The 26,060-nt window shown below is 69.7% G+C and carries 20 protein-coding genes; 18 read left to right on the top strand and 2 right to left on the bottom strand.

Annotation, left to right across the window (positions count from 1 at the left end):
* Genes WME95_RS30555 through WME95_RS30530 form a run of 6 tightly spaced genes read left to right on the top strand, consistent with a single transcriptional unit; the run spans nucleotide 1 to nucleotide 6,676 of the window.
* Nucleotides 1-960: an NAD-dependent epimerase/dehydratase family protein gene (locus tag WME95_RS30555; RefSeq protein ID WP_437902867.1), complete on the top strand. Its 960-nt coding sequence runs from the start codon at nucleotides 1-3 to the stop codon at nucleotides 958-960.
* On the top strand, nucleotides 961-2,004 hold the full coding sequence (locus WME95_RS30550; protein WP_437902866.1) for a TolB family protein: 1,044 nt from the start codon (nucleotides 961-963) through the stop codon (nucleotides 2,002-2,004).
* Entirely contained in the window at nucleotides 2,001-3,080 is a 1,080-nt protein-coding gene (locus WME95_RS30545; protein WP_437902865.1) for an NAD-dependent epimerase/dehydratase family protein, read from the top strand. The genes WME95_RS30550 and WME95_RS30545 overlap by 4 nt, the downstream gene beginning before the upstream one ends.
* Nucleotides 3,077-3,796: a glycosyltransferase family 2 protein gene (locus WME95_RS30540; protein WP_437902864.1), complete on the top strand. Its 720-nt coding sequence runs from the start codon at nucleotides 3,077-3,079 to the stop codon at nucleotides 3,794-3,796. Before WME95_RS30545 ends, WME95_RS30540 begins: the two co-directional genes overlap by 4 nt.
* Complete coding sequence (locus WME95_RS30535) at nucleotides 3,783-5,825, top strand: alginate O-acetyltransferase AlgX-related protein (RefSeq protein WP_437902863.1); 2,043 nt, start codon at nucleotides 3,783-3,785, stop codon at nucleotides 5,823-5,825. Before WME95_RS30540 ends, WME95_RS30535 begins: the two co-directional genes overlap by 14 nt.
* A gap of 20 nt (nucleotides 5,826-5,845) precedes the next feature.
* Entirely contained in the window at nucleotides 5,846-6,676 is an 831-nt protein-coding gene (locus tag WME95_RS30530) for a transglutaminase family protein (protein ID WP_437542380.1), read from the top strand.
* Nucleotides 6,677-6,910: 234 nt separating this feature from the next.
* On the opposite strand, the gene WME95_RS30525 is transcribed toward WME95_RS30530, so the two are convergent.
* Nucleotides 6,911-7,456, bottom strand: coding sequence for a hypothetical protein (locus WME95_RS30525; protein ID WP_437902862.1), 546 nt, complete (start codon nucleotides 7,454-7,456; stop codon nucleotides 6,911-6,913).
* Nucleotides 7,457-8,361: 905 nt separating this feature from the next.
* Here WME95_RS30525 and WME95_RS30520 point away from each other — a divergent pair.
* Both WME95_RS30520 and WME95_RS30515 read left to right on the top strand, forming a co-directional pair.
* Complete coding sequence (locus tag WME95_RS30520) at nucleotides 8,362-10,542, top strand: FG-GAP-like repeat-containing protein (RefSeq protein WP_437902861.1); 2,181 nt, start codon at nucleotides 8,362-8,364, stop codon at nucleotides 10,540-10,542.
* A 328-nt stretch (nucleotides 10,543-10,870) separates the two neighbouring features.
* Nucleotides 10,871-12,961, top strand: coding sequence for an FG-GAP-like repeat-containing protein (locus WME95_RS30515; protein WP_437902860.1), 2,091 nt, complete (start codon nucleotides 10,871-10,873; stop codon nucleotides 12,959-12,961).
* 239 nt (nucleotides 12,962-13,200) lie between these two features.
* Here WME95_RS30515 and WME95_RS30510 read toward each other — a convergent pair whose 3' ends face one another.
* Nucleotides 13,201-14,418 carry an RNA polymerase sigma factor gene (locus WME95_RS30510; protein WP_437902859.1) on the bottom strand — a complete coding sequence of 406 codons (1,218 nt, stop codon included), beginning with the start codon at nucleotides 14,416-14,418 and terminating at the stop codon, nucleotides 13,201-13,203.
* 250 nt (nucleotides 14,419-14,668) lie between these two features.
* Between WME95_RS30510 and WME95_RS30505 the strand changes: the two genes are divergently transcribed.
* The 10 genes from WME95_RS30505 (at nucleotide 14,669) to WME95_RS30460 (ending at nucleotide 26,055) form a co-directional block, all read left to right on the top strand.
* Nucleotides 14,669-15,721, top strand: a complete 1,053-nt coding sequence (locus WME95_RS30505; RefSeq protein ID WP_437902858.1) for a hypothetical protein — start codon at nucleotides 14,669-14,671, stop codon at nucleotides 15,719-15,721.
* Nucleotides 15,722-15,752: 31 nt separating this feature from the next.
* The gene (locus tag WME95_RS30500; RefSeq protein ID WP_437902857.1) at nucleotides 15,753-16,865 is read left to right on the top strand and encodes a hypothetical protein; all 1,113 of its coding nucleotides are present in this window, start codon (nucleotides 15,753-15,755) and stop codon (nucleotides 16,863-16,865) included.
* Between the two features lie 142 nt (nucleotides 16,866-17,007).
* Nucleotides 17,008-18,096, top strand: a complete 1,089-nt coding sequence (locus WME95_RS30495; RefSeq protein ID WP_437902856.1) for a hypothetical protein — start codon at nucleotides 17,008-17,010, stop codon at nucleotides 18,094-18,096.
* 642 nt (nucleotides 18,097-18,738) lie between these two features.
* A complete protein-coding gene (locus WME95_RS30490) occupies nucleotides 18,739-19,122 on the top strand; it encodes a hypothetical protein (RefSeq protein ID WP_437902855.1) in 384 nt (127 codons plus the stop codon).
* A 123-nt stretch (nucleotides 19,123-19,245) separates the two neighbouring features.
* Nucleotides 19,246-20,076: a PP2C family protein-serine/threonine phosphatase gene (locus tag WME95_RS30485; RefSeq protein WP_437902854.1), complete on the top strand. Its 831-nt coding sequence runs from the start codon at nucleotides 19,246-19,248 to the stop codon at nucleotides 20,074-20,076.
* 66 nt (nucleotides 20,077-20,142) lie between these two features.
* On the top strand, nucleotides 20,143-21,006 hold the full coding sequence (locus WME95_RS30480) for a helix-turn-helix transcriptional regulator (RefSeq protein WP_437902853.1): 864 nt from the start codon (nucleotides 20,143-20,145) through the stop codon (nucleotides 21,004-21,006).
* Between the two features lie 301 nt (nucleotides 21,007-21,307).
* Nucleotides 21,308-21,430, top strand: coding sequence for a hypothetical protein (locus tag WME95_RS30475; protein WP_437902852.1), 123 nt, complete (start codon nucleotides 21,308-21,310; stop codon nucleotides 21,428-21,430).
* A gap of 356 nt (nucleotides 21,431-21,786) precedes the next feature.
* Nucleotides 21,787-22,977 (top strand): DUF6544 family protein, encoded by a 1,191-nt coding sequence (locus tag WME95_RS30470; RefSeq protein ID WP_437902851.1) that lies wholly within the window; start codon nucleotides 21,787-21,789, stop codon nucleotides 22,975-22,977.
* 157 nt (nucleotides 22,978-23,134) lie between these two features.
* The gene (locus WME95_RS30465; RefSeq protein WP_437902850.1) at nucleotides 23,135-23,926 is read left to right on the top strand and encodes an RNA polymerase sigma factor; all 792 of its coding nucleotides are present in this window, start codon (nucleotides 23,135-23,137) and stop codon (nucleotides 23,924-23,926) included.
* Between the two features lie 11 nt (nucleotides 23,927-23,937).
* Entirely contained in the window at nucleotides 23,938-26,055 is a 2,118-nt protein-coding gene (locus tag WME95_RS30460; protein WP_437902849.1) for a serine/threonine protein kinase, read from the top strand.
* The last annotated feature ends 5 nt before the right edge of the window (nucleotides 26,056-26,060 follow it).

Below are 26,060 nucleotides of genomic sequence, written 5' to 3'. Positions count from 1 at the left end.
ATGCCGACAGCCCTGGTCACTGGCGCCGCCGGCGTGATGGGCGCCCGCTTGACGGCGCGGCTGCGCAGAGCGGGCTGGCAAGTGCGAGCGCTCGTGCTGCCCGGTGATCCGTCGCGGGCGCGCGTGGATGCGCTGGGCTGCGACGTGCGCGAAGGCGATATCAGCGATCCGAGCACATTGGCCGGCGTGTGTCGCGGCGTCGACCTCGTCTACCACCTGGCCGCCATCATCATTACCCACGACCCCACGATGTTTCAGCGCGTCAACCGCGACGGCACGGCGCACCTTGTTGCGGAGGCGCGAAGAGCGGGGGTACCGCACTTCGTGTACGTCTCGTCGGCCTCCGTCGTTTACCCCCGTCGGACGCGCTATGCCGAGTCCAAGCTCGAGGCCGAGCGTCTCGTCCAGGGCTCAGGGCTCGCCTACACGATCGTGCGGCCCACGCTGGTTTACGAGCAGGGCGGCGGTCAGGAGCTCCTGATGTTCCTCGACTACCTGCGGCGGTTTCCGGTCGTGCCGTTCATCGGCGCCGGGGGCGCGCTCAAGAGGCCCGTTTGGGCCGAGGATGTCGTCGACGGCCTCGTGCGGCTGGCCGATGCGCCGATCGCGCACGGCAAGACCTACAACTTCAGCGGCGCGGAGGTGATCTCGATGCGCGAGTTCGCGGAGCTGCTGCTGCTTCATCACGATCGGCCTCGGCCGTTCTTGCACCTGCCGGTGTGGGCGTGCCGGGCGCTGGCGGCCGTGCTCCCCGCGTTCATGAGGCGGCCCCCGCTCACCTCGAGCGCGATAGCCGGCATCGTCAACGACGCCGATCTCGACCCGACCGAAGCCATGAACGACCTCGGCTACGCGCCGCTCGGCGTGCGCGCCGGGTTGCGTCGCTGTTTTCCTTCACCCGCCGTCGAGGCGGCCACCCTCGCACCCCGCGCGAGTGAAGCTCGAGAAAGGACAATTTAGATGAGCCTGCGTTTCCCACTGCAGCAAATTGGTACTCTGTGCTGCTCGGCTGTGCTCGGATGCTCGGCCTTTTCGGGCGAGCCCCCGAAGGGGGCCGACGAAGCCCCGCCCGCGGAGGATGTCGCGCTGATGCGCGAGGTCGGCGGGAAGGCCAGCGGCACCATCGTCTGGTCCAGCTCCCGCGTGGGCAATCACGACCTGTTCACGATGAAGACCGACGGCTCGGACGTCAAACAGATCACCAAGGGCGACGAGGTCGACTGGTTCCCGAGGTTCTCTCCGAGCGGCGAGCAAATCCTGTTTTGCCGCAGCAAACAAGGCTGGGTGAGCGAACGCGACGCCAACGCCAGCGACAAGTGGGACATCTACACGGTCAAGCCGGACGGCGCCGAGCCGAAGAAGGTCGTCGAGGGCGCGAGCTGGGGGAGCTGGATCTCGGAGGATGAGATCCTGTTCGTGCGCGGCACGAAGGTCTTTCGCAGCAAGCTCGGCAGCGGCGAAGAGACGCAGTTGATGGACAGCGAGGGCGTATCCGATCTGGACGGCGCCTTGCTGCAGCAGCCGGAGATTTCGAGCGACGGCAAGTACCTCGCCATCACGCTGCGCGGTTCGAAGCGCGAGACCGGCATCTGGAACATCGCCAAGAAGGCCTGGACCCAGACCGGGCTGGGCTGCCAGGTGAACTGGACGCCGGATCAAACGGCCATCTACTGGGTTCACCCGACCGGGAACGGCGATAGCCGGGTGCTGCGCATGCCGATCGATGACGGCACGCCGCCGAAGGACGTCGACCTGGACAAGCTCCAGTTCATGGACCTGCCGGGTCGCCGCTCGCACGAGTACTTCCCGCAGCTGTCGCGCGACGGAAAATGGATGGTCTGGGGCATCACCCAGCGCGGTCACGACCACGACACCGCCGACTACGAGATTTACCTGTGGGAGGTGGGCACGCCGCCCGAAAAGGCCGCGCGCCTCACCTACAACTCGGCCAATGATCGCTGGCCCGACGTCTTCATTCCGTCCGGCGGGAGCGGCTCACCGTGAGGGAAACGCGCATCGCCGTGGTCGGCGCGGGCGGCTTCATCGGCTCGCACCTGGTGCCGGCTTTGCTTGAACGCTTCGCCTGCCAGGTCGACGCCGTCGACGTGGATCTGACCAAGCTCGAGTGTTGGGACGCGCGCGTACGGCGCATCGAGGCGCGCGTCGAGGCGCCGGGGCTCGTCGAGGACGTGACCGAGCGCTGTCAGGTCGTGATCTCGCTCACGGCGCTTTGCAACCCAGCCCAGTACTCGACCATCCCGCTGGAGGTCATCGACGCCAGCTTCACGCACCTGTTGCCGCTCGTGAAGCGCTGCGCGGAGCGCGCCGTGCGCTTGCTTCATTTCTCGACCGCCGAGGTCTACGGGCGCGCCGCGCTGGACGCGCAGGGGCAGCCGGCCGCGCGTATGCACGAGGATGACTCGTGCTTCTTGCTCGGCCCGGTGGGGCGCGAGCGCTGGACGTATTCGTGCGCCAAGCAGCTGCTCGAGCGGGTGATCTGGGCGCACGGCCAGCACGGCGTGTTGCCGTTCACGATCATCCGGCCCTTCAACACCATCGGCGCGCGCATGGACTTCCTGCCCGGCATCGACGGGGAGGGGACACCCCGCGTACTGGCCAGCTTCATGAGCGCGCTGCTGCGAGGGGAGCCTTTGCCGCTCGTGGGCGGCGGCGCGCAACGGCGGGCGTTCATGGACGTGAGCGACATGGTCGAAGCCGTGTGCCGCGTGCTCGAGCGGCCGAAGCAGAGTAGAGGTCAGATCTTCAACATCGGTAACCCGGACAATGACGTCAGCATCGCGGAGCTCGCTCGGCTGCTGGCCGACGCTTTCGCTGAGCGGTTACCCGAGCGCGCGCCTGCCCAGTTTCGCGCGGTGTCGGCCGCCGAGTTCTATGGCCCCGGCTACGACGACACGCAGGAGCGCGTCCCCGACGTTCAGAAGGCGCAGCGGCTGCTCGGCTGGAAGCCCCAGCGACGCCTGGCCGCCTCCTTGCCGCCGATCGTGCACGACTACGTCGAGCGCTACGGCGGTCGCGTCGCAGCGGCATCCTCGCTCTCGCAGCTCGCGAGCTCCGCATGAAGGTGACGGTCGTCATCCCTGCGTACAACGCTGCCCGGCACATCGAGTCGGTGCTGGAGCGCGTCGGCGGCCTGGCCTCGTCGGGGCTCACCCACGTGGTGGTCGTCGACGACGGCAGCCGCGACGACACGGCCCGTCGGGTCGAGCGCTACAGCTCGCCGGCCTTTCGCCTTAGCTTGCTCCGGCGGCGCAGCAACGGCGGTTACGGCGCGGCGATGAAGGACGGTCTGGCCAAGGCGCGCGCCGATGCGCCGGACCTGGTCGCCTGTATCCACGCCGACGGTCAGTATGCGCCCGAGGCCTTGCCTGGGCTGATCGGGGAGCTCTCGCGTCGAGGGCTCGATCTGCTGCAGGGCTCGCGCATCGCCGCGGGCACGGCCTTGCAGGGGGGTATGCCCCTCTACAAGTACGTCGGCAATGCGCTGCTGAACCGCATCGAGAACCGGACGCTGTCGCTTTCGATGACGGACTACCACAGCGGCTACCTCCTCTACGGGCCGCGCGCGCTGGCGCTGCCGTTTCACAACCTGTCTGACAGCTTCGATTTCGATCTGGAAGTCATCGCCTCGGCGCGGGCACGTGGGCTTTCGGTCGGCGAGGCGCCGGTGCCCACGCACTACGGGGACGAGGTCTCGCACCTGAACCCGCTGACGTACGGGCTCCGGGTGCTTCGCGTGATGTGGAACTACCGTCGAGGTCGCTATGACGCAGCGTAAGCGCGCGCTTGGGGTCTGGGGCTCGCTCGCCGCATCGGCGCTTGGCATTGTCGCTTGTCACGCCGGGTCTGCGAAGTTTCCCTGGGGTGATGCGACATCGGGCACGCGCGTCGAGCACGCTCACGTCCGTACGCTGAACGAAGGCTATGCGCGAACGCGCTCGCAGGTCTGGGTGCGTGAGGTGGCACGCCCGACGCGCGCCGCGCTGGACTACGCCGCCTATCACAGCAACTTCATGATCGCCGACCCAGAGCCAGAGACGCCCATGTCGGCCGCGGGCACGCCCGATACCTCGCGCGCGTTCGCGGGGCAGCTCGACCAGGGCAGCCTGACGAGCGATCTCGCGAAGACGCCGCTCTCGCCGGCCGAGCAGCAGCAAGCGCTGGCTTTCGCGCCGCTTTCGGAGTTCTTGCAAGCGCGCAAGGTAGCGGGGGCCGAAGCGCTGGCCGAGGTTGGCTCAGCCGTGCGCAGCGAGCGGTGGGGCCTGCAGTTGCCGCCCGGCACCTCCGGCCAGCTCCTGAGCGAGGTGTTCGTTCATCAGGCCGCGTCGGGCGCGGTGGAGCTGTGGGCCAAGGTGGAGTTTCAGCCTTGGTTCAAGCCCTTTGCGGGCTCCGCCGATCAGGACGGGGACGGCTTTCCCGAGATCTATGGCCGAGTGGCGCCTGGCGTCGTCACTCCCGTGCTTGTGGCTGCGATTCAGAAGGACTACGTGGCGCCGGTGCTGTCGCCGAGCGAGGTGAAGGCCTGGGCGAACCAGCTCTCGTCGTATTGGTACCCGTCCTTCAACACCGATCTCATGCCGGTGGGACCGAGCTTTCCGGACGCGCAGACCGAGCCCTACATCAAGCAAGAGCTGGGCGGGCGCGCTTTTCCGGCGCCGACCATCGTGCTGCGCGGCAAGCCGCAAGGCAAGGCCACGTACAACGTCTTTCTGGTGCGTGGCGAAGGCGCGGCGCTCGCGGCCGCCGCGCCCGCGAAGCCGGCGCTCCGGCTGAGCAAGACACGTCCGTCGCCGAACCCCGCGCCGGGGCTCGAGGCGGTGCAGCGCGAGCTGGCCGAGGCGGGCGGCTCTTGGCCGACGTGGATGGCCAAGCTCAGGCCGACCCATGACGCCCTGAAGAAGCGGCTCAAGGGCATGCCGCCGAAGGTCAAGGCGCTGGCTGGGCGAGATGGCTTTCTGTTCTACCGCAACGACCTCGAATACGTCAGCGGTGGTGATCTCGAGCAGCAACGCAAGGGAAAGAACCCGCTGCCGGTGATCCTCGAGTTCAAGAAGCTGCTCGACGAGCAGGGGGTCGACTTCTTGTTCGTTCCGGTCCCGACGAAGCTCGAGGTGTATCCGGAGAAGTTGGACCCCGCTTTCACGGCGCTCTCGGGTCAGGTCATCAATCCGGCTTTCCGCAAGCTGATCGAGAGGCTCGGCAAGGAAGGCGTGGAGACCGTGGACCTGCTGCCGGCGTTCCTGCAGGCGAAGGTCACGAGCGCAGCGGAGCCGTTTCTGTTCCAGCGCCAGGACACGCACTGGACCGACCGTGGGCTGCGCTTGGCCGCGGACCTCCTGGCCGCCCGCGTGAAGAAGTACCCCTGGTACGCCGAGCTCGCCAGGCAGAAGCGCGCTTACGACTTGCGCGAAGCCAGCTTCACCCGTTTCGGCGATCTGCATTCGCGACTGCCGGAAGCCGAGCAGAAAAAATACGCGCCTGAGACGCTCGTGGCGCACCAGGTCGTCGCCGACGGCAAGCCGTACGACGACGACCCGGAGAGCCCGGTCGTGCTCTTGGGCGACAGCTTCACCGCCGTCTATCAGCTGACGGACGCCGAGCACGCTGGCGTCTCGGCGCACCTCGCGCGTGGCATCGCGTATCCGCTCGACCTGGTCATGAGCTACGGCGGCGGCCCCAACGTCCGGCAGAAGCTGCTGCGCCGCAGCGTCGAGGCGCTCGGCACGAAGAAGCTGGTCATCTGGATGATGACGGCGCGTGATCTCTACAACTACTGGGAAGACTGGGAGCCGCTGAAGAAGCCATGAAGCGCCGCGCGCTCCTGCTCTTGCTCGCGGGCAGCGGCTGCTTTCGCGCTCCGCGCCGAGAGCTCGCGTTCGGCCGCGCCCTGATCGGCCTGGCCCGTGACACCGCGTTCGTCGACGAGAGCCAGGTGACCTGGAGCCTGACGGAGCTCTCGCGCCTCGTCGACGAGGCGGAGAGCGCGCTCGCTTCGTCTCCCCGGCGCTCACCTGCTACGGTGTTGAGCGAGCTCTTGTTCGGTCGTTGGAGCTTCGTGCGCGAGGTGGCCGACACGAATCTGGCCTTCGTGTGCCTGCCCGGCGTGCTGGAGCGCCGCCGCGGGAGCTGCGTAGGCCTTGGTACCTTGTTTCTCGCGCTGGCTGACGCGCTCGGCCATTCGGCGTCCGGGGTGATGATGCCTGGGCACTTCTACGTGCGGGTGCAGGAGCAGGGCGGCGCGCGCAACGTGGAGCTGCTGCGCGCCGGTGAGGCGATGCCGGACGCGTGGTACGGCCAGCGCTTTCCGGTGCCGGGCGGCTCGGCGCGCGAATACGCGCGTCCACTCAGCCAGTCCGAGGTCCTGGGCGTCGTCGAATACAACGTCGGCAACGAACGGCGCCGGCAGCTGCGGCTGACCGAAGCGCGAGCAGCCTACATCCGAGCCACCGGCTTGTTTCCGGAGCTGTCCGAGGCCCACGCCAGCCTCGGCGCCGTCGAACAGCTGCTCGGTAATCTCGAGAGCGCGGAGGCAAGCTACCTTCGCGCTTGCAACGCCAATCCGCACTTGCCCGGCATCGAGCAGAACCTTGCGCTCTTGGCAGCGGAGCGCACGACCGCGACGACCCCGCGGGCGTGCCCGCTGCCGCCGAGCTACTGATAGGCAGGGGAATCTCGCTAGTACCGCGTCGCCTAGGTTCCTCCCTGGTTCCGTGCGTCTGAAGCTGCGGATCGGCACAGAGGGGGCTGGGCAGCGGACAGGAGGCGCGCGGGCGCGCTCGCGAGGTTGCGGCGCACGGCAAACCGCAGAGAACAAGGTCCTGTCAACCCAAGGCAGGTTCCTCCGTGGGGGCGTGACGTCTCCGACCGGTTCGGGGTTCCTTCCCGCGTGCGATCATTGGGTGAGCACGATGCTGTCGACCAGGCCTGTGGTGTTGCTGATGGGCGTGCCGAGCAGGCATCCAACGACGCTGCCGACATAGCTGACCCCGGAGGTGACCTTGGTGGCAGAGTCTCCGGCGTAGCGCCCGGCGGTGACCGTTCCGGAGAAGAGGGCGGTCTGGCCGACGACGGTGGGGGCTGACCAGGTGATGGTGCTGGTGCCGCCGGTGGCGTCGTTCCAGGTGACCGTCTCGGTCTCCGGCGGACCCGCGGTGACGGGCACGCAGCTGAGGGATACATTGATGGAGGCGGCGCCGGTGGCGCTGGGGCCGATCACGCAGGTGTCGTAGTCGAAGGCTTCGGTCACCGTGACGTTCTGCGGGGTGGCGGTGACGGCCGGGCTGAAGGCTCGGCTGAAGGATCCCACGCATTGAACGTCGATGATCGCTGCGCGCGCGGGCGCAGCGAGGGTGAAGCACACCGGGACTGCGGCGGCCATGAGGGTGGCAACGGTGAGCTGGGCGATTCGAAGCGTGTTGATCTTCGTGTTGCGGAGCATCGGTCATCCTTCCTGTGAGAATCGTGGAGAGCGGCGCGCCAAACGTGCAAGCTCATGGTGCCCTGCGAGCGCAGGCCGGCACACTACGCGTTGTCGCCGCCGCGAGCAAGGCGCCGAGGCCATAGCTCACTGACGCGTTGTACGATCCCCGGTCACGAGCCGCCGCGGAAGGCGAGCCGATGTGGTATCTGCTCACGGAGGTCGCTCCCGTCCCTCGCAGGCCGGCTGGACCAACGCTGTGGCGCCGTTCGGATCGGAATCGCGTTCGGTCACCCGGGTCGGTTCAGCGTTCAGCGATATGTTGAGAGTCGTGTCGCCTATGCACCGACGTCACCGTCGGTGCAACCTACAAATGATGGTGCCTCTCCACGAGTGTGAATCACAGGTGTGAATCACAGGTGTGAATCACAGGTGTGAATCACAGGTGTGAATCACATGGGCTGACGCTTTTTTTTTATTTACGTGACTCGCCCAGTCCGTAGTATGCGGCGGGCACTCTGCCGTCGTTCTCGACAGAGTGGTCGCCGTCGGTCACGACAGTGAGGGGCGCGGTCCGCGGCTGAGGCATTCAGGCAGCAGCAGTAGCAGCAGCGGAGCTTGACTGGGCTCGGGGCTGTTCGTGTCCGGTATCGAGGTGTGTGCGAACCCGTGCAAACGGGCCCGATGTGGCGGTGTTCCCGGCTTTTGGCGCGATTTCAGCGCGGGAGCCGGTGGCTCATGCAGCGGCGCGCGCGAATCGCGAAAGATGCGCAGGGGCATGCCTCGACATCACCTCCGCAAGGCGGCGTACTCACGCTGGCATCGATCTTGAACTGTTGAAGTGCATGACCTGAGGTTTCTTCAGCCAGCGCCGGCTCGGCATCGCGCGGCACCACTCCCGCTTGAACCAAAACAGAGGACAAACCATGCGCTCTCTCAAGAGCTCTCTTCTCGGCTACCTGGCGATCCCGGCTTTCTCCACCCTGCTGCTCGCGAGCTGCACCAGCGCGGGCCCCTCCGCGGACGACGGCGCTGACGACGAGGCCGCCGGCGAAGCCCATGGCGCTCTCACCCCCGACCAGTGCAACTACTTCGACGTCAACGGCACGGTCCAGCTCTGTCACAGGACCGGCTCCGCGAAGAATCCGTACACGATCATTCGCGTCAGCGAGCAGGCGTGCGTCAACGCGCACAGCGCCCACGCCGGCGACTATGTCACCAGCCTCGACCCGAGCTCGCCGACCTACGACCCGACCTGCGGCGGCCAGGGCTGCCTGGCTGTGAACGCGCCGTGCGACCCCACGGTGCCGTGCTGCGACGGCCTCACCTGCGAGAGCGGCACCTGCACCGATATCAACGAGTGTGCCCTCGGCACCGACAACTGCGACGCGAACGCTGCGTGTACCAACACGGCGGGCTCGTTCACCTGCGCCTGCAACGCCGGCTACTCCGGCGACGGCGTGACGTGCACGGACGTCGACGAGTGCGCTCTGGCTACCGACAACTGCGATGCGAACGCAGCGTGCACCAACACGTCGAGCTCGTTCACCTGCGCCTGCAACGCGGGGTACTCCGGCGACGGCGTCACCTGCACGGACGTCGACGAGTGCGCCGCCGCCACGGCCAACTGCGACGTGAACGCGACGTGCACCAACACGGCGGGCTCCTATACCTGCGCCTGCAACCTGGGGTATTCCGGCGACGGCGCCACGTGCACGGAGATCGACGAGTGCGCGCCCAACCCGTGCCAGAACGACGGGACCTGCACCGACGGTCTCAGCAGCTACTCCTGTGAGTGCTTGCCCACCTACGAGGGGACCAGCTGCGAGGCTTGCGAAGGCAGCCTCGCGGACTGCAACGGGCTCACGTCCGACGGCTGCGAGGTGAACCTCCAGAGCGACGCCTCCCACTGCAGCGCCTGCAACAGCGCGTGCGCGGCCGGTGAAATCTGCTCGAACGGTGGCTGCCAGACCCCGCCCTCCGGCCAGGTCCCCGGCACGCCGATCAGCGTCTCCGTGCCCCACAACCCGCTGGCTCCGGCGGTCGCGGATGTGAATGGCGACGGCAAGCTCGACGTCCTGGTGGCCAACGCCGAATCCGGGTCGTTGCTGTTCCCCTCCGGGTCGCTCTCCGTTTTCCATGGCAATGGCGACGCAACCGTCCAGTCGGAGCTCTACACCACGGGCGCCCCGCTCTCCAGCAACGCCGTCGTGGCGGTGGACGTGGACGGCGACGGGTGGCTCGACGCCGTCACCGTCGACGGCCAGACCAACCTGCCCCTCATCAGCGGAAGCATCAGCGTCTACCGAAACCTGGGCCCGAGCGCGCCTGGGACCTTCGGCGCGCCGACGAGCTTCACCACCGGCACCCCGGGCTCCGTCCACCTCTGTGCCGGGGACTTCGACAACGACGGGGTGGCCGACATCGCCACCACCAGCGTGACCCTGAACCAGGTGAGCGTGATCATGGGCACCGGCACGGGCAGCTTCGGCGCGCCCACGCTCACCACCATCGCGGCCACCGGCGGCGTGCAGTCGACCATCGCGTGCCGCGATCTGAACGGCGACGGCTTCTCCGATCTCGTGGTGACGAGCCCCGGCTCCGCGCGCCTGTCGATCCTCCTCAACCAGGGCAATGGCTCGTTCGCCGCGCCGGCCGCCTACACCAACTCCGCCAACGGCCAGACGGCGGGCATCGCCTTCGGCGACGCCGACGGCGACGGCACGCTCGACATTCTCTCGAACGGCGCGGCCGGCCGGTACCTCTTCTTCTTCAGAGGGAACGGCGACGGCACTTTCGCGAGCGGCGTTCAGTCCACCGCGTCGTCCAGCGCGATCGCCAACTCGGCGCTGGGGGTCGTGGCGAGTGATTTCAACGGCGACGGCAAGCTCGACGCCTACATCCTGGTCACCACGTCCTCGGGCGGCGTCCGCCCGATGACCGGCAACGGCAACGGGACCTTCGTCGCGGGCCCCGTCGTCCCGACCGGCACCTCGCCCGGCCCCAACGCCATCGCCGCCGCGGATCTGGATGCCGATGGGTACGACGATCTCGTCCTGACCAACAGGGGATCCGGCACCCTCACTGTGATCCCCAACGGACTCTGACCCGCCTTTTCGCCCTTTTTTGTTTACGTGGCTCGCCTGGTTGGAGCATCCTACGCGAGCTGAAAACTCTCCATCGACGGCGGATCGTACGCAGTCGTTTCGCACGATGAGGGGCGCGCTCTGCAGCTGAGGCATTCAGGCAGCAGCAGTAGCAGCGGAGCGCGCCTAAACCCGGGGGGCTGCTCGTGCTTGAACCCGTGATGTGCGCGGTACCGGGCAAACGGGCCCGATCAGGTGGTGTACGCTGATTTTCGCGCGAGCTCAGCGCGGGATCCGGTGGCTCGCGCGGCACTCCCCCGGGGCTTCAACAAAAAACAGAGGACAAACCATGAGCTATCGCAAGAGCTCTCTTTTCAGCTGTCTGGCGATCCCGGCATTCTCCTGCCTGCTGTTCGCGAGCTGCACCAGCGCCGGCCCCTCCGTGGCCGACGGCGATGACAACGGGGACGCGGGCGGCCAGGGCTGCCTGGCCGTGAACGCGCCGTGCGACGCCACGGTGCCGTGCTGCGACGGCCTCACCTGCCAGAGCGGCATATGCACCGATGTGAACGAGTGCGCCCTGGGCACCGACAACTGCGACGCGAACGCTGCCTGCACCAACACGGCGGACTCCTTCACCTGCGCTTGTAACGCAGGGTACTCCGGCGACGGCGTGACGTGCACCGATGTGAACGACTGTGCCCTGGGCACGGACAACTGCGACCCGAACGCAGCGTGCACCAATACGGCGGGCTCGTTCACCTGCGCCTGCAACGCGGGCTACTCCGGCGACGGCGTGACGTGCACGGACAACGACGAGTGCGCCCTGGCTACCGACAATTGCGATGCGAACGCAGCGTGCACCAACACGGCGGGCTCGTTCACCTGCGCCTGTAACGCGGGGTACTCCGGCGACGGCGTCACCTGCACGGACGTCGATGAGTGCGCCGCCACGGCCAACTGCGACGTGAACGCGACGTGCACCAACACGGCGGGCTCCTATACCTGCGCCTGCAACCTGGGGTATTCCGGCGACGGCGCCACGTGCACGGAGATCGACGAGTGCGCGCCCAACCCGTGCCAGAACGACGGGACCTGCACCGACGGTCTCAGCAGCTACTCCTGTGAGTGCTTGCCCACCTACGAGGGGACCAGCTGCGAGGCTTGCGAAGGCAGCCTCGCGGACTGCAACGGGCGCACGTCCGACGGCTGCGAGGTGAACCTCCAGAGCGACGCCTCCCACTGCAGCGCCTGCGACAGCGCGTGTGCGGCCGGTGAAATCTGCTCGAACGGTGGCTGCCAGGACCCGCCCTCCGGCCAGGTCCCCGGCACGCCGACCAGCGTTTCCGCGCCCCACAACCCGCTGGCTCCCGCGGTCGCCGATGTGAACAAGGACGGTGAGCTCGACATCCTGGTGGCCAACGCCGAATCCGGGTCGTCGACGACCCCCTCCGGGTCGCTCTCCGTGTTTCACGGCAACGGCGACGCGACCGTCCAGCCGGAGCTCTACACCACGGGCGCCCCGCTCTCCAGCAATGCGGTCGTGGCGGTGGACGTGAACGGCGACGGGTGGCTCGACGCCGTCACCGTCGACGGCCAGACCAACCTGCCCACCAGCAACGGGAGCATCAGCGTCTACCGAAACCTGGGCCCGAGCGCGCCCGGGACCTTTGGCGCGCCGACGAGCTTCACCACCGGCACCCCGGGCTCCGTCCACCTCTGCGCCGCGGACTTCGATCTCGACGGGGTGGCCGACATCGCCACCACCAGCGTGACCCTGAATCAGGTGAGCGTGATCATGGGCACCGGCGGCGGCAGCTTCGGCGCACCCACGCTCATCTCCATCGCGGCCACCGGCGGCGTGCAGTCGACCATCGCGTGCCGCGATCTGAACGGCGACGGCTCCTCCGATCTCGTGGTGACGAGCCCCGGCTCCGCGCGCCTGTCGATCCTCCTCAACCAGGGCAATGGCTCGTTCGCCGCGCCGGCCGCCTACACCAACTCCGCCAACGGCCAGACGGCGGGCATCGCCTTCGGCGACGCCGACGGAGACGGCAAGCTCGACATCCTTTCAAACGGCGCGGCCGGCCGGTACCTCTTCTTCTTCAGAGGGAACGGCGACGGCACTTTCGCGAGCGGCGTTCAGTCCACCGCGTCGTCCAGCGCGATCGCCAACTCGGCGCTGGGGGTCGTGGCGAGTGATTTCAACGGCGACGGCAAGCTCGACGCCTACATCCTGGTCACCACGTCCTCGGGCGGCGTCCGCCCGATGACCGGCAACGGCAACGGGACCTTCGTCGCGGGCCCCGTCGTCTCGACCGGCACCTCGCCCGGCCTCAACGCCATCGCCGTCGCGGACCTGGATGCCGATGGGTACGACGATCTCGTCCTGACCAACGGGGGATCCGGCACCCTCACCGTGATCCCCAACGGACTCTGATCCGCCTTTTCGCCCTCACGCTGCGGTTCGTCCTGTAAGTCACCTGACGAGACCGGCCGGACTGGCACGTCACGAAGCAATCCCGGAAGCTCGACGGCGCGACTCACGGTCTCCCCCGCCAGCCGGCACGTTGTAGGATGTCTGTGAGGCGGGGGGAGAAGGGGAGGGGATCGCTTCCTGGACACCCGCCGCGCGGAGGCCGTCAGGGGCTCGCCTTCGCGCGCCGGCCTGCTTCGGCGTCACTCGTAGCGCGCAGCGGCCGATAGACGCCGCAGGAGCTCCTCGCGCTCGCCCCTGTAGATACCCCGGGGGAACTCGCGCCGGTGTCGTTCGAGCAGGAGCCGCGCAGCGTCGTCTCGGCCGGCGGCCAGCATGGATATGGCCCGCCGCATCAGCCGGTGTTCGGACGTCGACAGCGCGCCGCCGCTCTTAGGAGCTCCGGGCATCGAGCGCTGGTTTGTCGGGTCGCGGAGAGCGGGTTCGAGAGCGCCGCCTGCGGGGCCGACCGCCGGCTTCTCCGACGGCAGCTCCGACGCGGAGGGGAGCGTCTGGCCTCCGTGAACCACCCACGTTGCCAGCGGAGCGCGCAGCGCCAGCGCGTGGGCCGGCCGAAGCGGGAGGTCGTCGCGCCCGCCCGGAGCGAGCAGCACGAGCGCGCCCGCCACGGCGCCGGCTGCGGCGCTGGCGGCCGATCGTCCGGCGGCCCGTGTCGCCGCCCGCGATGTGCGCCTCGAGCTCGCCGTCGGGCTGGCCTCGCGGTGGGATGGCGCGCGCCGGAGAGCGCAGCGAGCCCAATCGAGCAGCCGCCGCAGCCGGCCTCCGTGGAGCGGCCCCGCGGCGGCGCGCGCATGGACCGCGCCGAGGGCGAGGGCCAGCGGCGCGAGCAGGGCGCCGCGGCCGCGGCTCCGTGCGCGCCTGCGCTGCTCTGCCGCCTTCAGGGCGAGCCGCGCGAGACGGAGATGGTTCCACACGGTGTTGCGCGGCATCGCGTACTCCGCGGCGATCTGCTGGATCGTCTCCTCTTCGAGATCGTGCGCGACCAGGATGGCCCGTCGCGTCAGTGGCACTTCCTGGAGCAGCTCCGCGAGGACCTCGCTTCGCTGCGCTGCGATGAGCCGTGTCTCGGAGTCCGGCGCATCGCTGGAGAGCCCGTCCAGCGCCTCCTCGGGCCACAACTCTTCATGCCGGCGGCAGGCGCGGTTGCGTTCGTTGGAGATCAGATTGAACGCGATGCGCAGCAGCCAGGTGCGCATGCTGGCGAGGCGGGGATCGAATCGGGGCAGCGACCGCGCGGCCCCGTGGAAGATCTCCTGGACCAGGTCTTCCTGGTCCGCGCCCCGGAAGCCGTGCCTCTCCACGTAGCGGCGGATGGTGTCCTGGTGCTCCGCCATGATCGCCTCCAGGGTGAGCGGCGGTTTCTCGTTGGCAGGCCCGGTCTTGCAAGGAGATTTCCCCATACAATCCAGTTACGCGGCGAGCCCGTTCGACGTTTGAAAATCGTCACCTCCAGGCCGTGTCGCTTCAGGCAGCGCTGCGCTCTCGCCAGCGCGCACACAGCGCTCCGCCAAGGGGGACGGAAGCATTGCGGGAAGGTCGTGTCGATTCCACGGATGGCGGCGCTTTTTCTGCCTCTTCTGGAGATTGGGGTGGCTTGAACCACGTGAGCGCGTCGTGTAGCGTGCGAGCGAAATGTGCAGCGGCCCCCGATTGCTGCTCGCAGTCGCCGTGGCGTCGGTCCTCTGGAGCCGTGCGGCGCGCGCTGACGACGAGGATCCTTATGCTGAAGACCGCGCGTCGGCGGCGCGCTCCGAGGCCGAGGAGGCGTTTGCGCGGGGCGAGAGCGCGCGGCGCGCGGGGCGGTGGGACGAAGCGGCGGTGTCGTACCGATCGGCGTGGGAGGCGGATCCGCGACCGGAGTTCGCGGGGGAGCTCGGCCTCTCCGAGCTCGCGCTCGGGCGGTTCCGGGACGCGGCGGAGCACCTGCGGGCGTCGCTGCTCGATCCGGAGTCGCTCGCGCCGGCGGCGCGGCGGCGCTTCTCCGAGGGGCTGCGCCGGGCGGAGCGCGAGGTGGCGCCCGCGACCATCGCGGTGAGCCGGCCCGAGGCCGAGGTGTTCATCGACGGCCGGCGGATCGGCCGGGGGCAGGCGAACTACTTCGTTTACGTGGAGCCCGGGCGGCACGAGGCGCGCGGCAGGCTCGAGGGCTACGCCGACGGCGTCTCTCCGTTCGAGGCGCGTCGCGGTCTGGAGGCGATGATCGGCCTCCACCTCGAGCCGAAGCCGCCGCCGGCCCTCGCGCCGCGCGCGCCCGTGCCAGCCGCTGCCGCGCCTTCTCCGCCGCAGAGCCCCTCTCCGCGAGACCCTGCGCCGGACAGGGGGCCCGCGGCGGGCACGGTCCTTCGCGTCAGCGGTCTCGCGGTCGCGTCGGCCGGGGTCGCGCTCGGGACGGGCTTCGCGCTCGCGGCCGCGGCGCGCGGCGACAAGGCGGAGGCGCAGGCGAACGCGATCCACCGGCGCGGCGGGCTGGCAGCGTGCGTGTACCCCGAGCACGCGGACGCGTGCGCGGCGCTGGCCGACAGGAAGCGCGCGCGCGATACGCTTGAGACCGCCGCCTGGGCGAGCTTCATGGGCGCGGGCGTCGTTGGTGCGGTCGCGATCTCGTCGTTCTGGTGGGCACCTGCCCCGCGCGCGAGTGCCGTGCACCCGGTGCCGTTCGCGACGGTGGAGGGCGGGGGAGTGCTCCTCGCCGGTGTCTGGTAGGCGGCGGAGGCGACCGGGAGGAGCGGTGACGATGGGGAGCGGGCTGCGGTGGCTGGCGGGGGGAGCGCTGCTCGGTGCGGGCGGCCTGGCGGCGGCCGGCGGGTGCAGCGGCGGCGGGGACTACGACTGCGCGGAGGACCTCGTCTGCGAGATCCTCAACGACGATGGCACGAGCAACGGGCGCTGCTGGGGCCGGTGCGTGCCCCCGCCGCCCGGTAACTTCCATGCGCCGGAGCTCGTGTGGACGGGGCCCGACCTGTTCGCGCCATCGTGCGACGATCTCGTCTGGGCCGTCCCCGGGACGGTGGGCGAGGTGGTGCGGCTGGGCTACGAGCCCGCGAGCTTCCGGGGGAGGACGGTGTCAGAAGAGGACGCGACGTGCCCGACGTGCGCGTGCACGCCCCCGTCCTGCGCGCTGCCGTCCGAGGTGACGGCGAACTCGCTGCCCCTGTGCGGGGAGGGGCCCGAGGAGACGCGGACACCGTTCGGGCCCCCGCCGGACTGGGACGGCGCGTGCGTGTCGCCGGGCCGGGTGGCGCCGGAGCAGCTCGCTTCGCTCGCGATCGGTCCGATCCGCCAGCTGCCGTGCACGCCCGTGGTCGAGGAGGAGCCGGTACCGCGCGATGCGTTCACGTTCGAGGTCGCGGTCGCATGCGAGAGCCGCCTGGTGCCGGGCCTGTGCGCGCTGGGACGCCAGCTCTGCATGCTCTACCAGCAGCAGGACCACCTGCCCGAAGGGTGGCGGCACTGTGTCCGCGCGGAGGGGGAAGATGTCCCGTGCGAGGCGCCTGCGGAGCCGGGGAACCCCTGGCCGACCTACTCGGAGAAGGTGGGGGTGTTTTACACGGCGGTGAACGACACGCGCGAATGCGAGCCATGCTCCTGCAAGCCGCCCGAGAGGAGCCAGTGCGCGGCGTTCGTGTCGGCCTACCAGGATAACGCGTGCAGCGATCCGTTCCTCGTCATCAGCGTCCCTGAGGCAGGGAGCTGCGTGGACCCTGCGCCGGGGTTCACGCTCGGCAGCCTGAGCGCGACGTGGATCGTCAACGAGCCCGGCCCGTGCACGCCGGAGGGGGGCACGCCGGTGGGCGAGAAAAAAGGCGACGGCGCGGAGACGATCTGCTGCCTGCCCCGGGAAAGGTGATGGTTCCGGCGGAGCGTGGGCGCCGGGGCGACGGGTGCGTCGCGCCGGGCGCCGCCTGGATGGCGAAGGACGTGCGCGGGCTCGTAGCGGGCGGCCCGAGGGAGGCGGTGAGGTGGAGATGAGAGCGCGAAGAACGTGGTGGATGCTGCGCTTGCTGAGCGCGCTCGCGCTGGCCGGCCTGGCCGGCGCCCAGGGCGCGGCGGGCTGCGTCGTCCAGGAGGACCTATGCGGCCACCCGTGGGACCCCTGCCCGGTCGTCAACCCCGACGGAACGAGCAACGGCGTCTGCTGGGGCAAATGCGTTCCGCACGTGCCGTCGGACTTCGCCCATCCGATGCTCCTCTGGATGGGGCCCGAGGAGTCCGAGCCGTCGTGTGAAGACCTCGTGGCCGACAACCCTTTCACGGGCGAGCCCGAGCCCATCGCCCCGTCCACGTTCGTGACACTCCGCTCGATCCAGCCCGGCGAGACGGTCTGCGGCGAGTGCAGCTGCGGCGAGGGCGACTGCTCGTTGCCGCAGATGGTCGCGGCGAACTCCCTCTCGTCCTGCGAGCAGATCCCGGAGGCGACGAACACGCCGTTCAATCCGCCTCCCAGCTGGGGCGGGGGCTGCATCTCACCAGGCACCGTGCCGTCTTCGCAAGTCGGATCGATCTGGATCGGGCCTGTGATCGAGTCGTACTGCAAGCCCAGGGTCCGCGAGGTGCCCCCGATCCCGGAGGGGCCTTCCCAGGTCGTGGTCGTGTGTGCCGGTGGCGTGGCCCCTGCCTTCTGCCCGGGGCCCGGTGATCCATGCATGCTGAACCAGCAAGAGGCCCATCTGCCCCCGGGCTGGCGCTACTGCGTCGTCGCGCAAGACCAAGGTGTCCTGGACTGCCACCCGCCTGCCTCCCCGGGCAAGCCTCCGCTGTTCTCGGAGAGGTTCCTCTTCTATCAACGCGATCTGTCCGATTCTAAGAACTGTGAGCCGTGCGGCTGCGCGTCCGATGGCCTGAACCGGTGCGAGGCGCGGGTGAGCGCCTACGCGGACGGCGCGTGCAGCGACAGCGCGCTCATCGGGACCGCGGAGGTGGCCCGCGGCGCGGAGGACACCTGCCTGCACGTCGAGCCCGGGCCGGCGCTCGGCAGCCTGAGCGCGGAATGGGTGGCAAGGGAGGACCCGCAGTGCACCCCGTTCGGCGGGCAACCGCGCCCGCGTACCGTTTGCTGCCTGCCAGAGCCCGAAGAATGACGATGCGGTGTGTGTCCACATCAAGGGAGCGGCACGCCCCCGGAGAGGGTGGTCGTGGGGACAGACCGTGTTTGAGCCCAACAGGAGCAGCGGGTAGTGTCCTCATTTGCTCTGTAAGCATGTGAAATCACTGTGGCGAAATGGCCAATTTAGGACTCCGCCCGCGCGAGCGCCGTGCGCGCGGTGCGGCTCGCGACGGCCGAGGGCGGGGGCGTGCTCCTCGCCGACGTCTGTCACGAAGCTGGGCGGAGAAGACGACGTGGAGACGACGCGCGGTGGCAGGCGCGACGAAGGGCGGACGTGTGCGCGCGGCGCGAGGCCGAGCGCGGGGCGCGAGCGAGGAGCGAGGAGCGAGGAGCGCGCAGGTGGATGGCGGACATTGCGTGGACGAGGGAGCGATCGTGAGGCGAGAGCTGCATGCGGGGTGGTTGGCGATGTCGTTGTTGCTCGCGAGCACGGCGGCGACGACGAGCGTCCACGGAGCCGAGCGCTCGGAGGCGATGCCGAGCGGGGAGGGCGAGCGTGAGCGCGCGGGGCGCGACTTCGAGGACGGGCGGAAGGCGCACGTGGCGGGTCGCTTGGAGGAAGCGGAGCTCGCGTACCTGCGTGCGTGGTCGCGGTTGATCTGTGAAGATGAGCGCGATGAGAACGCCGAAGGACACGAGCGTCTCGCCCAACACCCGGGAAGCCTCCGTCGGCCGGTGGACCGATCCGGTGTGGTGCGCGATGACGCCGGAGGCGGAGAAGAAGCGCATCGCGCAGGTGGAGGCGCGACGGGCGATGGCAGCGCACGGGATCGATGACGCCCGGCTGGAGGCGACGCTCGTGCAGCTGGCGGGTTGGGTGGAGAAGTGGGCCGCCGAGGAGCGCGAGACAACGCAGGCCGACGACGACGTGTGGGTAAGGGCGGTGCCTGTGAAGGGTGAGGTCGACCAGCGCAGGTCGCGCCTGGCGCTCGTCGGCGCGGTGCTGTTCGTGCTGGGGGTCTTGTGCGGGGTGGTGCTGGCAGCGCTGCGACTGCGCTGAGGTAGCGACGTAGCGAAGGCCGCGCGCGGCGCGGCCTGATCATATTCAGGGGAACGCGCGCCGCTGTCTGCGGCGCGCCATGGCTCGGCTCGTCCCGAAGACGAGCGCGCGAGGAGGACGAAGGTGTATCCACAGCTCGCCATCGAGGCAGCAGCGCAGTCGGACGTGGGCCGGCGCCGTAGCCACAACGAGGACAGCTTCGCAGCGCTGCCGTGCCTGGGGCTGTTCATGGTCGCCGACGGTCTTGGCGGCAACGCGGCCGGCGAGGTCGCGTCACGAATGGCCATCGAGGTGGTCAAGAGCTGCTTTGAAGAGGACGAGGATCTCGAGGAGACGTGGCCGTACGGCACGGGGAGTCCGCACGACCGTGACGAGGTGCGGCTGGTGATGAGCGTGCGGCGCGCGAACCGGGCGATCTACGAGGCGAGCCAGAAGAAAGAGGAAGTGCGCGGCATGGCGACGACGTTCGCGGGCGTGCTGCTGGCGCCGGGCATGGCGTACATGGCGCATGTGGGCGACTCGCGGGTGTACCGGATGCGTGGCGGCAAGCTGGAGCGGCTGACGCGGGACCACACGCTGCTGGCCGAGCTGCTCGGGGACGGCGACGGAGCGCGGGAGGCGGTCGAGGCGCTGAGCAAGCGGGCGAGGACGATCACCCGCGCGCTGGGGGCCGACGAGAACGTGGAGATCGAGTCGCGCGTGGCGGCGACGAAGCCGGGCGATCTGTTCCTCGTGTGCTCGGACGGGCTGTGGGGCCCGGTGCCCGAGCGGCGCATCGCCGGGATCCTCGAGGCCCACCGCGACCTGAGCTTCGCCGCAGAGTTGCTGGTCGATCTCGCCAACGAGCACGGCGGCCCGGACAACGTGACGTGTGTGCTGGCGCGGCTGGGAGGCGGGGCGAGACGGCGCGCCGTGGCAGGCGCGACGAACGGCGGATGTGAGGGGATGCCTTAGGTCGGGCAGCACAAGGGCTGGCTCCGCGGTGCATCGGACAAGAAGGCTCACGGTTCAGGAGGGAAGATGGAAGACATGGTGGGTGCAATGTGGCTCGTCTCGCCGCTCGGGCTCGCGATGATCGCATGCGTCGCGATCGGCTTCGCGGTCACCGCGCGTGAAGCGCTGGGACGAGAGCGGGGGTTTCGCGAGGCGCGCGAGCACGCGCACGATGAAGAGGAGGCAGCCCTCACCGATGCGAAGGAGCAGGCAGCGGGGGAGCGGGACCGTTACCGGCGCCTCCTGAACTGTCACGTCGATGCGGCGCTCGCCGAGCTGAGAGACGCCCGAGGGCGCCCCGTCCCCTGGCCGGGAAGGGTCCTCGAGTCGTTCTGCGCGACGACGCCTTCGTGGAGGAGGAAGCTGGGCGAGAGCACGGGGCTATCGCCGAGGGAGGTGGAGGCGCTGCTGAGGAGCGACCTGCCCATGACGCCCGGCCTCGCGCGGCAGCTGGAGACCTTCACCGGCACGCCGGCGCGGTACTGGGAGCGCCTGTGGCGGCTGCACGACGACCGCCGAACGGACGCGGAGGATACCGTGGTGGTCCAGGTCGGCGAGCCCATCACCAGGCGTGAGAGCCCGGCGTCGCCGGCTCCGGCGACGGTACCTCCCCGCGCGCTCGACATTCCACCTCCCGTGGTGCCGTCTCCCGAGCTCGCGGCCAGGAGCCCGCAAGCGAAGCTCCCGCCGCCTCCCCTGCCGCAGCTCCGGCCGCCGCGCCCTGTCCGCGCCGTCGCGGGGGAACAGCTCGCCCGTCGCGCTGCCACCCTGACGAGCTTCCCGCTACAGCCCGAGGAAGGGGGGACGAGCGCTGCCAGTGCGTCCGATTGGGAGGAAGTAGAGCGCTCTCCCCTGAACACGACACTCCCGGGCGTGGGGCGCCATGGGTGAAAAGATCTCTGCCTCCGGGCTCCCTGGCCGGACGCCTGGTGGCTGGGAGGTTGGCGGACCAGACAACGTGACGTGCGTGCTGGCGCGCCTCGGAGGCAGGTGACATGACGGGCGACAACACCGGCGTACGCAGGGGCACCCGGTGCACGTAGGGTGCGGCTCGGTCTGCTTCTGCTTTTCAAGACCGCCTGGCTGACGCCACGATCCCGCGGAGGGCACAGCAGCCCCGCCCCTCCCAGAACCTGGGGGAGCCGACGGTTCGCGACGGTTCGCCACGGCAAACTCGTCCTATGAGGACCTGGTGACCGCGTTCGCCAGCAATATCCGCGCCGAATGGGAGGTCAACGAGCTGGGGCTTTGCGAGCCGGCCGGCGGCGAGCCGTACCCGACCACCGTCTGCTGCCTGCCGGAGGCCGAAGGATGATGCGGCCGTGAACGGCCACGGCCACGCGGACGCGGTTCTCGTCAATCCCACCGGGCTGCACGCCTAACGCCTCGATTGAGAGCTTCGTCAGCAGCGTCCGCAACACCTCGTCGAAGTCGAGCCCAACAGGTGCAGCAGCGACGGCGAACGGGGCGCGCAAGATCTGCGTGCACGACGGCCGGGCTGCGCTTCTCGGCGCTCGGTTCCGCGCGAATCGACCGCGCCCTCTGCGTCGCTCCCGGTTTGGTACGTGGGCTGCAAATGCAAATGAAAAAGAGCTCGTGAGAGACGGAGTCGGCTGCAGACGACCCGGCGACGGCTGGGCGCAGCAGGCGATTCCGAGAAAGAGACACGTCATGCGGCTCGGATTGGCCCTCCTGATCGCGCTCCACGGCGCGATTCACCTCGTCGGATACCGCGAGTGGTCGAAGCTCGCCGCCGCCGGTCAGCCGAGCGATCGCACGCTCTTGCCCCTCTCGCCCGCCGGCAGTCGGGCCTTCGCCCTGCTCTGGCTCGCGGCGGTGATCGCGCTGCTCGCGGCGGCCGCGCTCCAGGTCCTACGGCGCGACGCGTGGTGGGCGCCGGCGCTCTTCGGCGTGCTCCTGTCCCAGGGCCTCATCGTCCTCGCGTGGCCCCAGGCGAAGTTCGGCACGCTCGTCAACGTGCTCCTCCTCTTGCCGATCGTGGCTGCTGCCGCACACGCACGCTTCCGCCATGAGGTCGATTCGGAGGTCCGAGCGCTGCTCGCGCGCCCCGCGGAGCCGCGCGCTTCCAGCGTCGACCCCTCCGAGCTCGAGCGCCTGCCCGCGCCGGTGCGCACCTGGCTGGAGGCCTCGGGCGTCGTCGGCCGGGAAAGGGCTCAGACGGTCCGCCTGAAGCAGCGCGGCGAGCTCCGGACCAGCCCCGACGCCGCCTGGATGCCCGCGGAGGCCGAGCAGTACTTCTCCGTCGACGAGCCCGCTTTCGTCTGGAACGTCACGACGAAGATGATGGGCATCCTCCCGATCGTGGGCCGCGACAAGTACGCCTCCGGCAAGGGCCAGATGCTCATCAAGGCGGCGTCGCTCGTCAACCTCGTCGACGCGGCCGACGAGAAGATCGACCAGGGCGCCATGCTGCGCTTTCTGGGCGAGATCGTCTGGTTCCCGTCAGCGGCGCTGAGCCCCTACATCGCGTGGGAGTCGATCGACGCGACGAGCGCGAAGGCGACGATGCGCCACGCAGGGAAGGTGGCATCGGCGGTGTTCACGTTCGATCCTCGGGGGCGCATGGTCGGGCTGCAGGCGGAGCGTTATCTCGGCGGCGGCGCGGACGCGAAGCTCACGCCCTGGTCCGTGTCGTGCTCGGACTGGCGCACGTTCCGGGGTATCGGGGTTCCGAGCCGAGGGGAGGTCCTGTGGAAGCTCGAGAGCGGGAGTTTCAGCTACTACCGCTGGGAGATCCTCGACGTGGAGCACGACCCCGCGGGGCCATACCGCCGGGAGAGCGGCGCTCGCACTCTCTCCGATCCAGGGCCTTCCGGGCCAGGGTCGAAGAAAGCCCGATGACCCCTCTGTCCGGCCCGCGCGGACGGCGCCGCGAGCTGCCTCGCCCGAGCACGCCGGATGTCATTGCGGTAGAATGACAATGACGATGTAGGCGCGGTCCTCTCCTGAAAGGATCTCCCCGCGCCCCGCAAGCTCGCGTTATTCTGGGCACCCCACAATGCCTTCGTCGGATCCACCTTCGTCCGATCCACGGCGCCGCTTCCCCGAGACATCCTGGGGCCTGGTCGGGAGGGCCGGCCTGCCGCTCACCCCGGAGGGGAGGCAAGCGCTGGCCGCGCTCTGCGAGCTGTACTGGTATCCCGTCTACTTCTTCGTGCGCCGCTATGGCGCTACGGCCGACGAGGCGCAGGACCTGACCCAGGGCTTGTTCGCCCGCCTCCTCGAGAGGAACGACCTCGCCACGGCTGACCAGGAGCGCGGCCGGTTCCGGTCGTGGCTCATCGCGTGCGTCAAGCATTACGTCGCGAACGAGCGCGCGCGCGCCCGCGCCCAGAAGCGTGGCGGCATCAGCAATGGCGGCGGCGCGCTCCGCGGATTCGACGCGGAGCGCGCGGAGCGTTGCTATCAGGCAGAGCCGGCGCACAGGCTCACGCCGGAGAGGCTCTACGAGCGACGCTTCGCCCTGCAGCTGCTCGAGCGCACGCTCGCCACGCTGAAAGCCCAGTATGAGGAGGCCGGACAGGGGCCGCTCTTCGAGGCCCTGAAGGGGCGCCTGACCGGGGAAGGGGACGAGCGGCGGCACAAGGAGGTCGCAGCAGCGCTGGGGATGAACGTGGAGGCAGTGAAGACAGCGACCTCCCGCCTTTACGACCGCTACGAGCGGATTCTTCGCGAGGAGGTGGCGCGCACGGTCGCGCGCGTGGAGGACGTGGACGACGAGCTGCGCGCCCTGCTCCGGTCGCTCAGGGGAGATCCGTCGGAGGACGGTAACCTTTCTGGCCGGATTTAGAATGATGGGTGATGGCTAGTGAAGATCACACACCCACTGCCCTGGCCCCGTCGCTCCTCGTCTGTCCGACATGCCGGTCGGAGATCACGAGAGACGCGCCGCACGGCCTCTGTCCATCGTGCCTGATCGCCCGCGTGGCCCTCCGCGGCGCACCGCCGGCCGAGTCCGACCCGCCCGGCCAGCAGGACAGCTCCCTCCCGTCGCCGCGCCACGGCGGCTACGAGATCCTCGGCCGCATCGACGCCGGCGGCATGGGCGTCGTCTACCGGGCCCGGCAGGTCCGCGCCAATCGGATCGTCGCCCTCAAGATGCTCCCGGGCGGCCCCTTCGCGACCGACACCGCGGCACGGCTGTTCCAGCGTGAGATAGCGCTCGCGTCCCGGCTGGATCATCCCAGCATCGTGCCGATCTACGATGTCGGCGAGCACGAGGGCCAGGCGTTCTTCACGATGAAGCTCATGGAGGGCGGCACGCTCACCGCCCGCCTCGAGCACTACCGCGACCCGCGCCGCGCCGCCGGGCTCGTCGCGAAGCTCGCCCGCGCCGTCCACGAGGGCCACCGCCGCCACGTCCTGCACCGCGACCTGAAGCCCGCGAACATCCTCTTCGACAACGACGGGGCGCCCTATGTCGCGGACTTCGGGGTGGCCAAGCAGCTCGGCCAGGAGGGCGGCACCATGACGGGCGATCGCCTGGGGACCCCGGGCTACATGGCGCCGGAGCAGGCGATGGGCCACGCGAAGCGGGTCACGGCGGCGGCCGACATCTTCAGCCTCGGCGTCATCCTCTACGAGCTGCTGACCGGGCGACGCCCCTTCGACGGCTCGACACCCATGCAGTCGTTGCGCCGCACCATCGAGGAGGAGCCGGCCGCGCCGCGCTCCCTCCGCCGCGACCTGTCCCGCGATCTGGAGGCCATCTGCCTCACCTGCCTCCGCAAGAAGCCCGAGCGCCGCTATGGCTCCGCCGAGGCGCTCGCCGACGACCTGGAGCGCTGGCTGCGCGGCGAGCCCGTCGTGGCCCGCGCCCGGGGTCCGGTCGGGCGCGCGCTCCTCTGGTTCGCCCGCCACCCGGCCGCGGTGGCGCTGATCCTGGCCGCGACGCTCGCACTGGCCGGCGCGGTGGCCACGGCGCATGCCCAGCAGGAAGCGCGCCGGCAGGAGGTGCTCGATGGCAATGTCTACGCAGCCCGGGCCGTCGCCGGCGCGGTGCTCGCGCAGCTCTGGCACTACGGTGTGCTCGTGTCCCGCGCCGCCGCCGATCCAAGGGCTGCGGCGCTCGTCAAGCAGCCGCACCTCCCGGCGCTCGAGGAGCTCCGCAAGGCGTACGTCGGCCGGAATGGAGGCCCGTCGCTGGTCAGCTGGTTCGTGGTCGATCGGGAGGGCGTGCTCCTCTTGCACTGGCCGCGGGCGCCGGCGCCTCAGGGGAAATACGACTTCCGCGACTACTTCCAGGGGGCACGGCGCCTCGCCGAGGGGCCGGACGCCGGCGTGGTGTATGTCTCCCGCGCCTTCCGGTCGGAGACCGACCACCAGCACAAGTTCGCCCTGGCGGCCCCGATCCGCGGCGCTTCCGGCGAGTTCGCCGGGGCGCTCATCGCCACCATCGCGACGGACTCCCGGCTCGGTGCGCTCCAGCTCAGCGACGGCCGTCGGTTCGCCGTGCTTGCAGCGCGCCGCGATCGCGAGCGCGGCGGTCCGGCTCCGGCGAGCGACGAGTTCACGGTGCTCGTCCACGACGGCGTCGGTCATGGCGAGAAGGCGGCGCTGCGCAGCGCGATCCTGAGCGACCTCCTGCCAGCGGCTCCGGCCTCCGGCGCGCCTGCGCTGGTTCAGCTTCAGCTCCCGCCGCCCGACCGGGTGGCCTCGGTGGACGACTGGCGCGATCCGCTCGCCGAGCGCGATCCCGCGAAATACGGAGGCGCGTTTCTCGCCGGGATGGCGCCGGTCGGCCACACCGATCTCGTGGTCATCGTCCAGAGCCGCGCCGACGAGGCCACCGCGCTCGACGCGGACCCACGCCTCCGGGTCGTCGCCTGGAGCGGCGTCGCCTTGGCCCTGCTCGGCCTCGCCTTCGCGGCTGTGTCGGCGACCCGACGCCGTCGCCGCCGTCTTGCCTACGAGCGGTAAGCCCT

The sequence above is a fragment of the Sorangium sp. So ce327 genome (assembly GCF_051530205.1).
Classification (GTDB): Bacteria; Myxococcota_A; Polyangia; order Polyangiales; family Polyangiaceae; genus Sorangium; species Sorangium cellulosum_B.
The sequence above is the reverse complement of the archived record's forward strand: the minus strand, read 5'-3'. Positions and strand labels throughout refer to the sequence as shown.

Coding starts and splice junctions, on each gene's coding strand:
- WME95_RS30525 (WP_437902862.1), bottom strand. CDS start 7,456: ATGCTCCGCAACACGAAGATCAACACGCTTCGAATCGCCCAGCTCACC.
- WME95_RS30470 (WP_437902851.1), top strand. CDS start 21,787: ATGCGGCTCGGATTGGCCCTCCTGATCGCGCTCCACGGCGCGATTCAC.
- WME95_RS30520 (WP_437902861.1), top strand. CDS start 8,362: ATGCGCTCTCTCAAGAGCTCTCTTCTCGGCTACCTGGCGATCCCGGCT.
- WME95_RS30550 (WP_437902866.1), top strand. CDS start 961: ATGAGCCTGCGTTTCCCACTGCAGCAAATTGGTACTCTGTGCTGCTCG.
- WME95_RS30465 (WP_437902850.1), top strand. CDS start 23,135: ATGCCTTCGTCGGATCCACCTTCGTCCGATCCACGGCGCCGCTTCCCC.
- WME95_RS30460 (WP_437902849.1), top strand. CDS start 23,938: ATGGCTAGTGAAGATCACACACCCACTGCCCTGGCCCCGTCGCTCCTC.
- WME95_RS30515 (WP_437902860.1), top strand. CDS start 10,871: ATGAGCTATCGCAAGAGCTCTCTTTTCAGCTGTCTGGCGATCCCGGCA.
- WME95_RS30490 (WP_437902855.1), top strand. CDS start 18,739: ATGAGAACGCCGAAGGACACGAGCGTCTCGCCCAACACCCGGGAAGCC.
- WME95_RS30540 (WP_437902864.1), top strand. CDS start 3,077: ATGAAGGTGACGGTCGTCATCCCTGCGTACAACGCTGCCCGGCACATC.
- WME95_RS30480 (WP_437902853.1), top strand. CDS start 20,143: ATGGAAGACATGGTGGGTGCAATGTGGCTCGTCTCGCCGCTCGGGCTC.
- WME95_RS30500 (WP_437902857.1), top strand. CDS start 15,753: ATGGGGAGCGGGCTGCGGTGGCTGGCGGGGGGAGCGCTGCTCGGTGCG.
- WME95_RS30555 (WP_437902867.1), top strand. CDS start 1: ATGCCGACAGCCCTGGTCACTGGCGCCGCCGGCGTGATGGGCGCCCGC.
- WME95_RS30495 (WP_437902856.1), top strand. CDS start 17,008: ATGCTGCGCTTGCTGAGCGCGCTCGCGCTGGCCGGCCTGGCCGGCGCC.
- WME95_RS30535 (WP_437902863.1), top strand. CDS start 3,783: ATGACGCAGCGTAAGCGCGCGCTTGGGGTCTGGGGCTCGCTCGCCGCA.
- WME95_RS30510 (WP_437902859.1), bottom strand. CDS start 14,418: ATGGGGAAATCTCCTTGCAAGACCGGGCCTGCCAACGAGAAACCGCCG.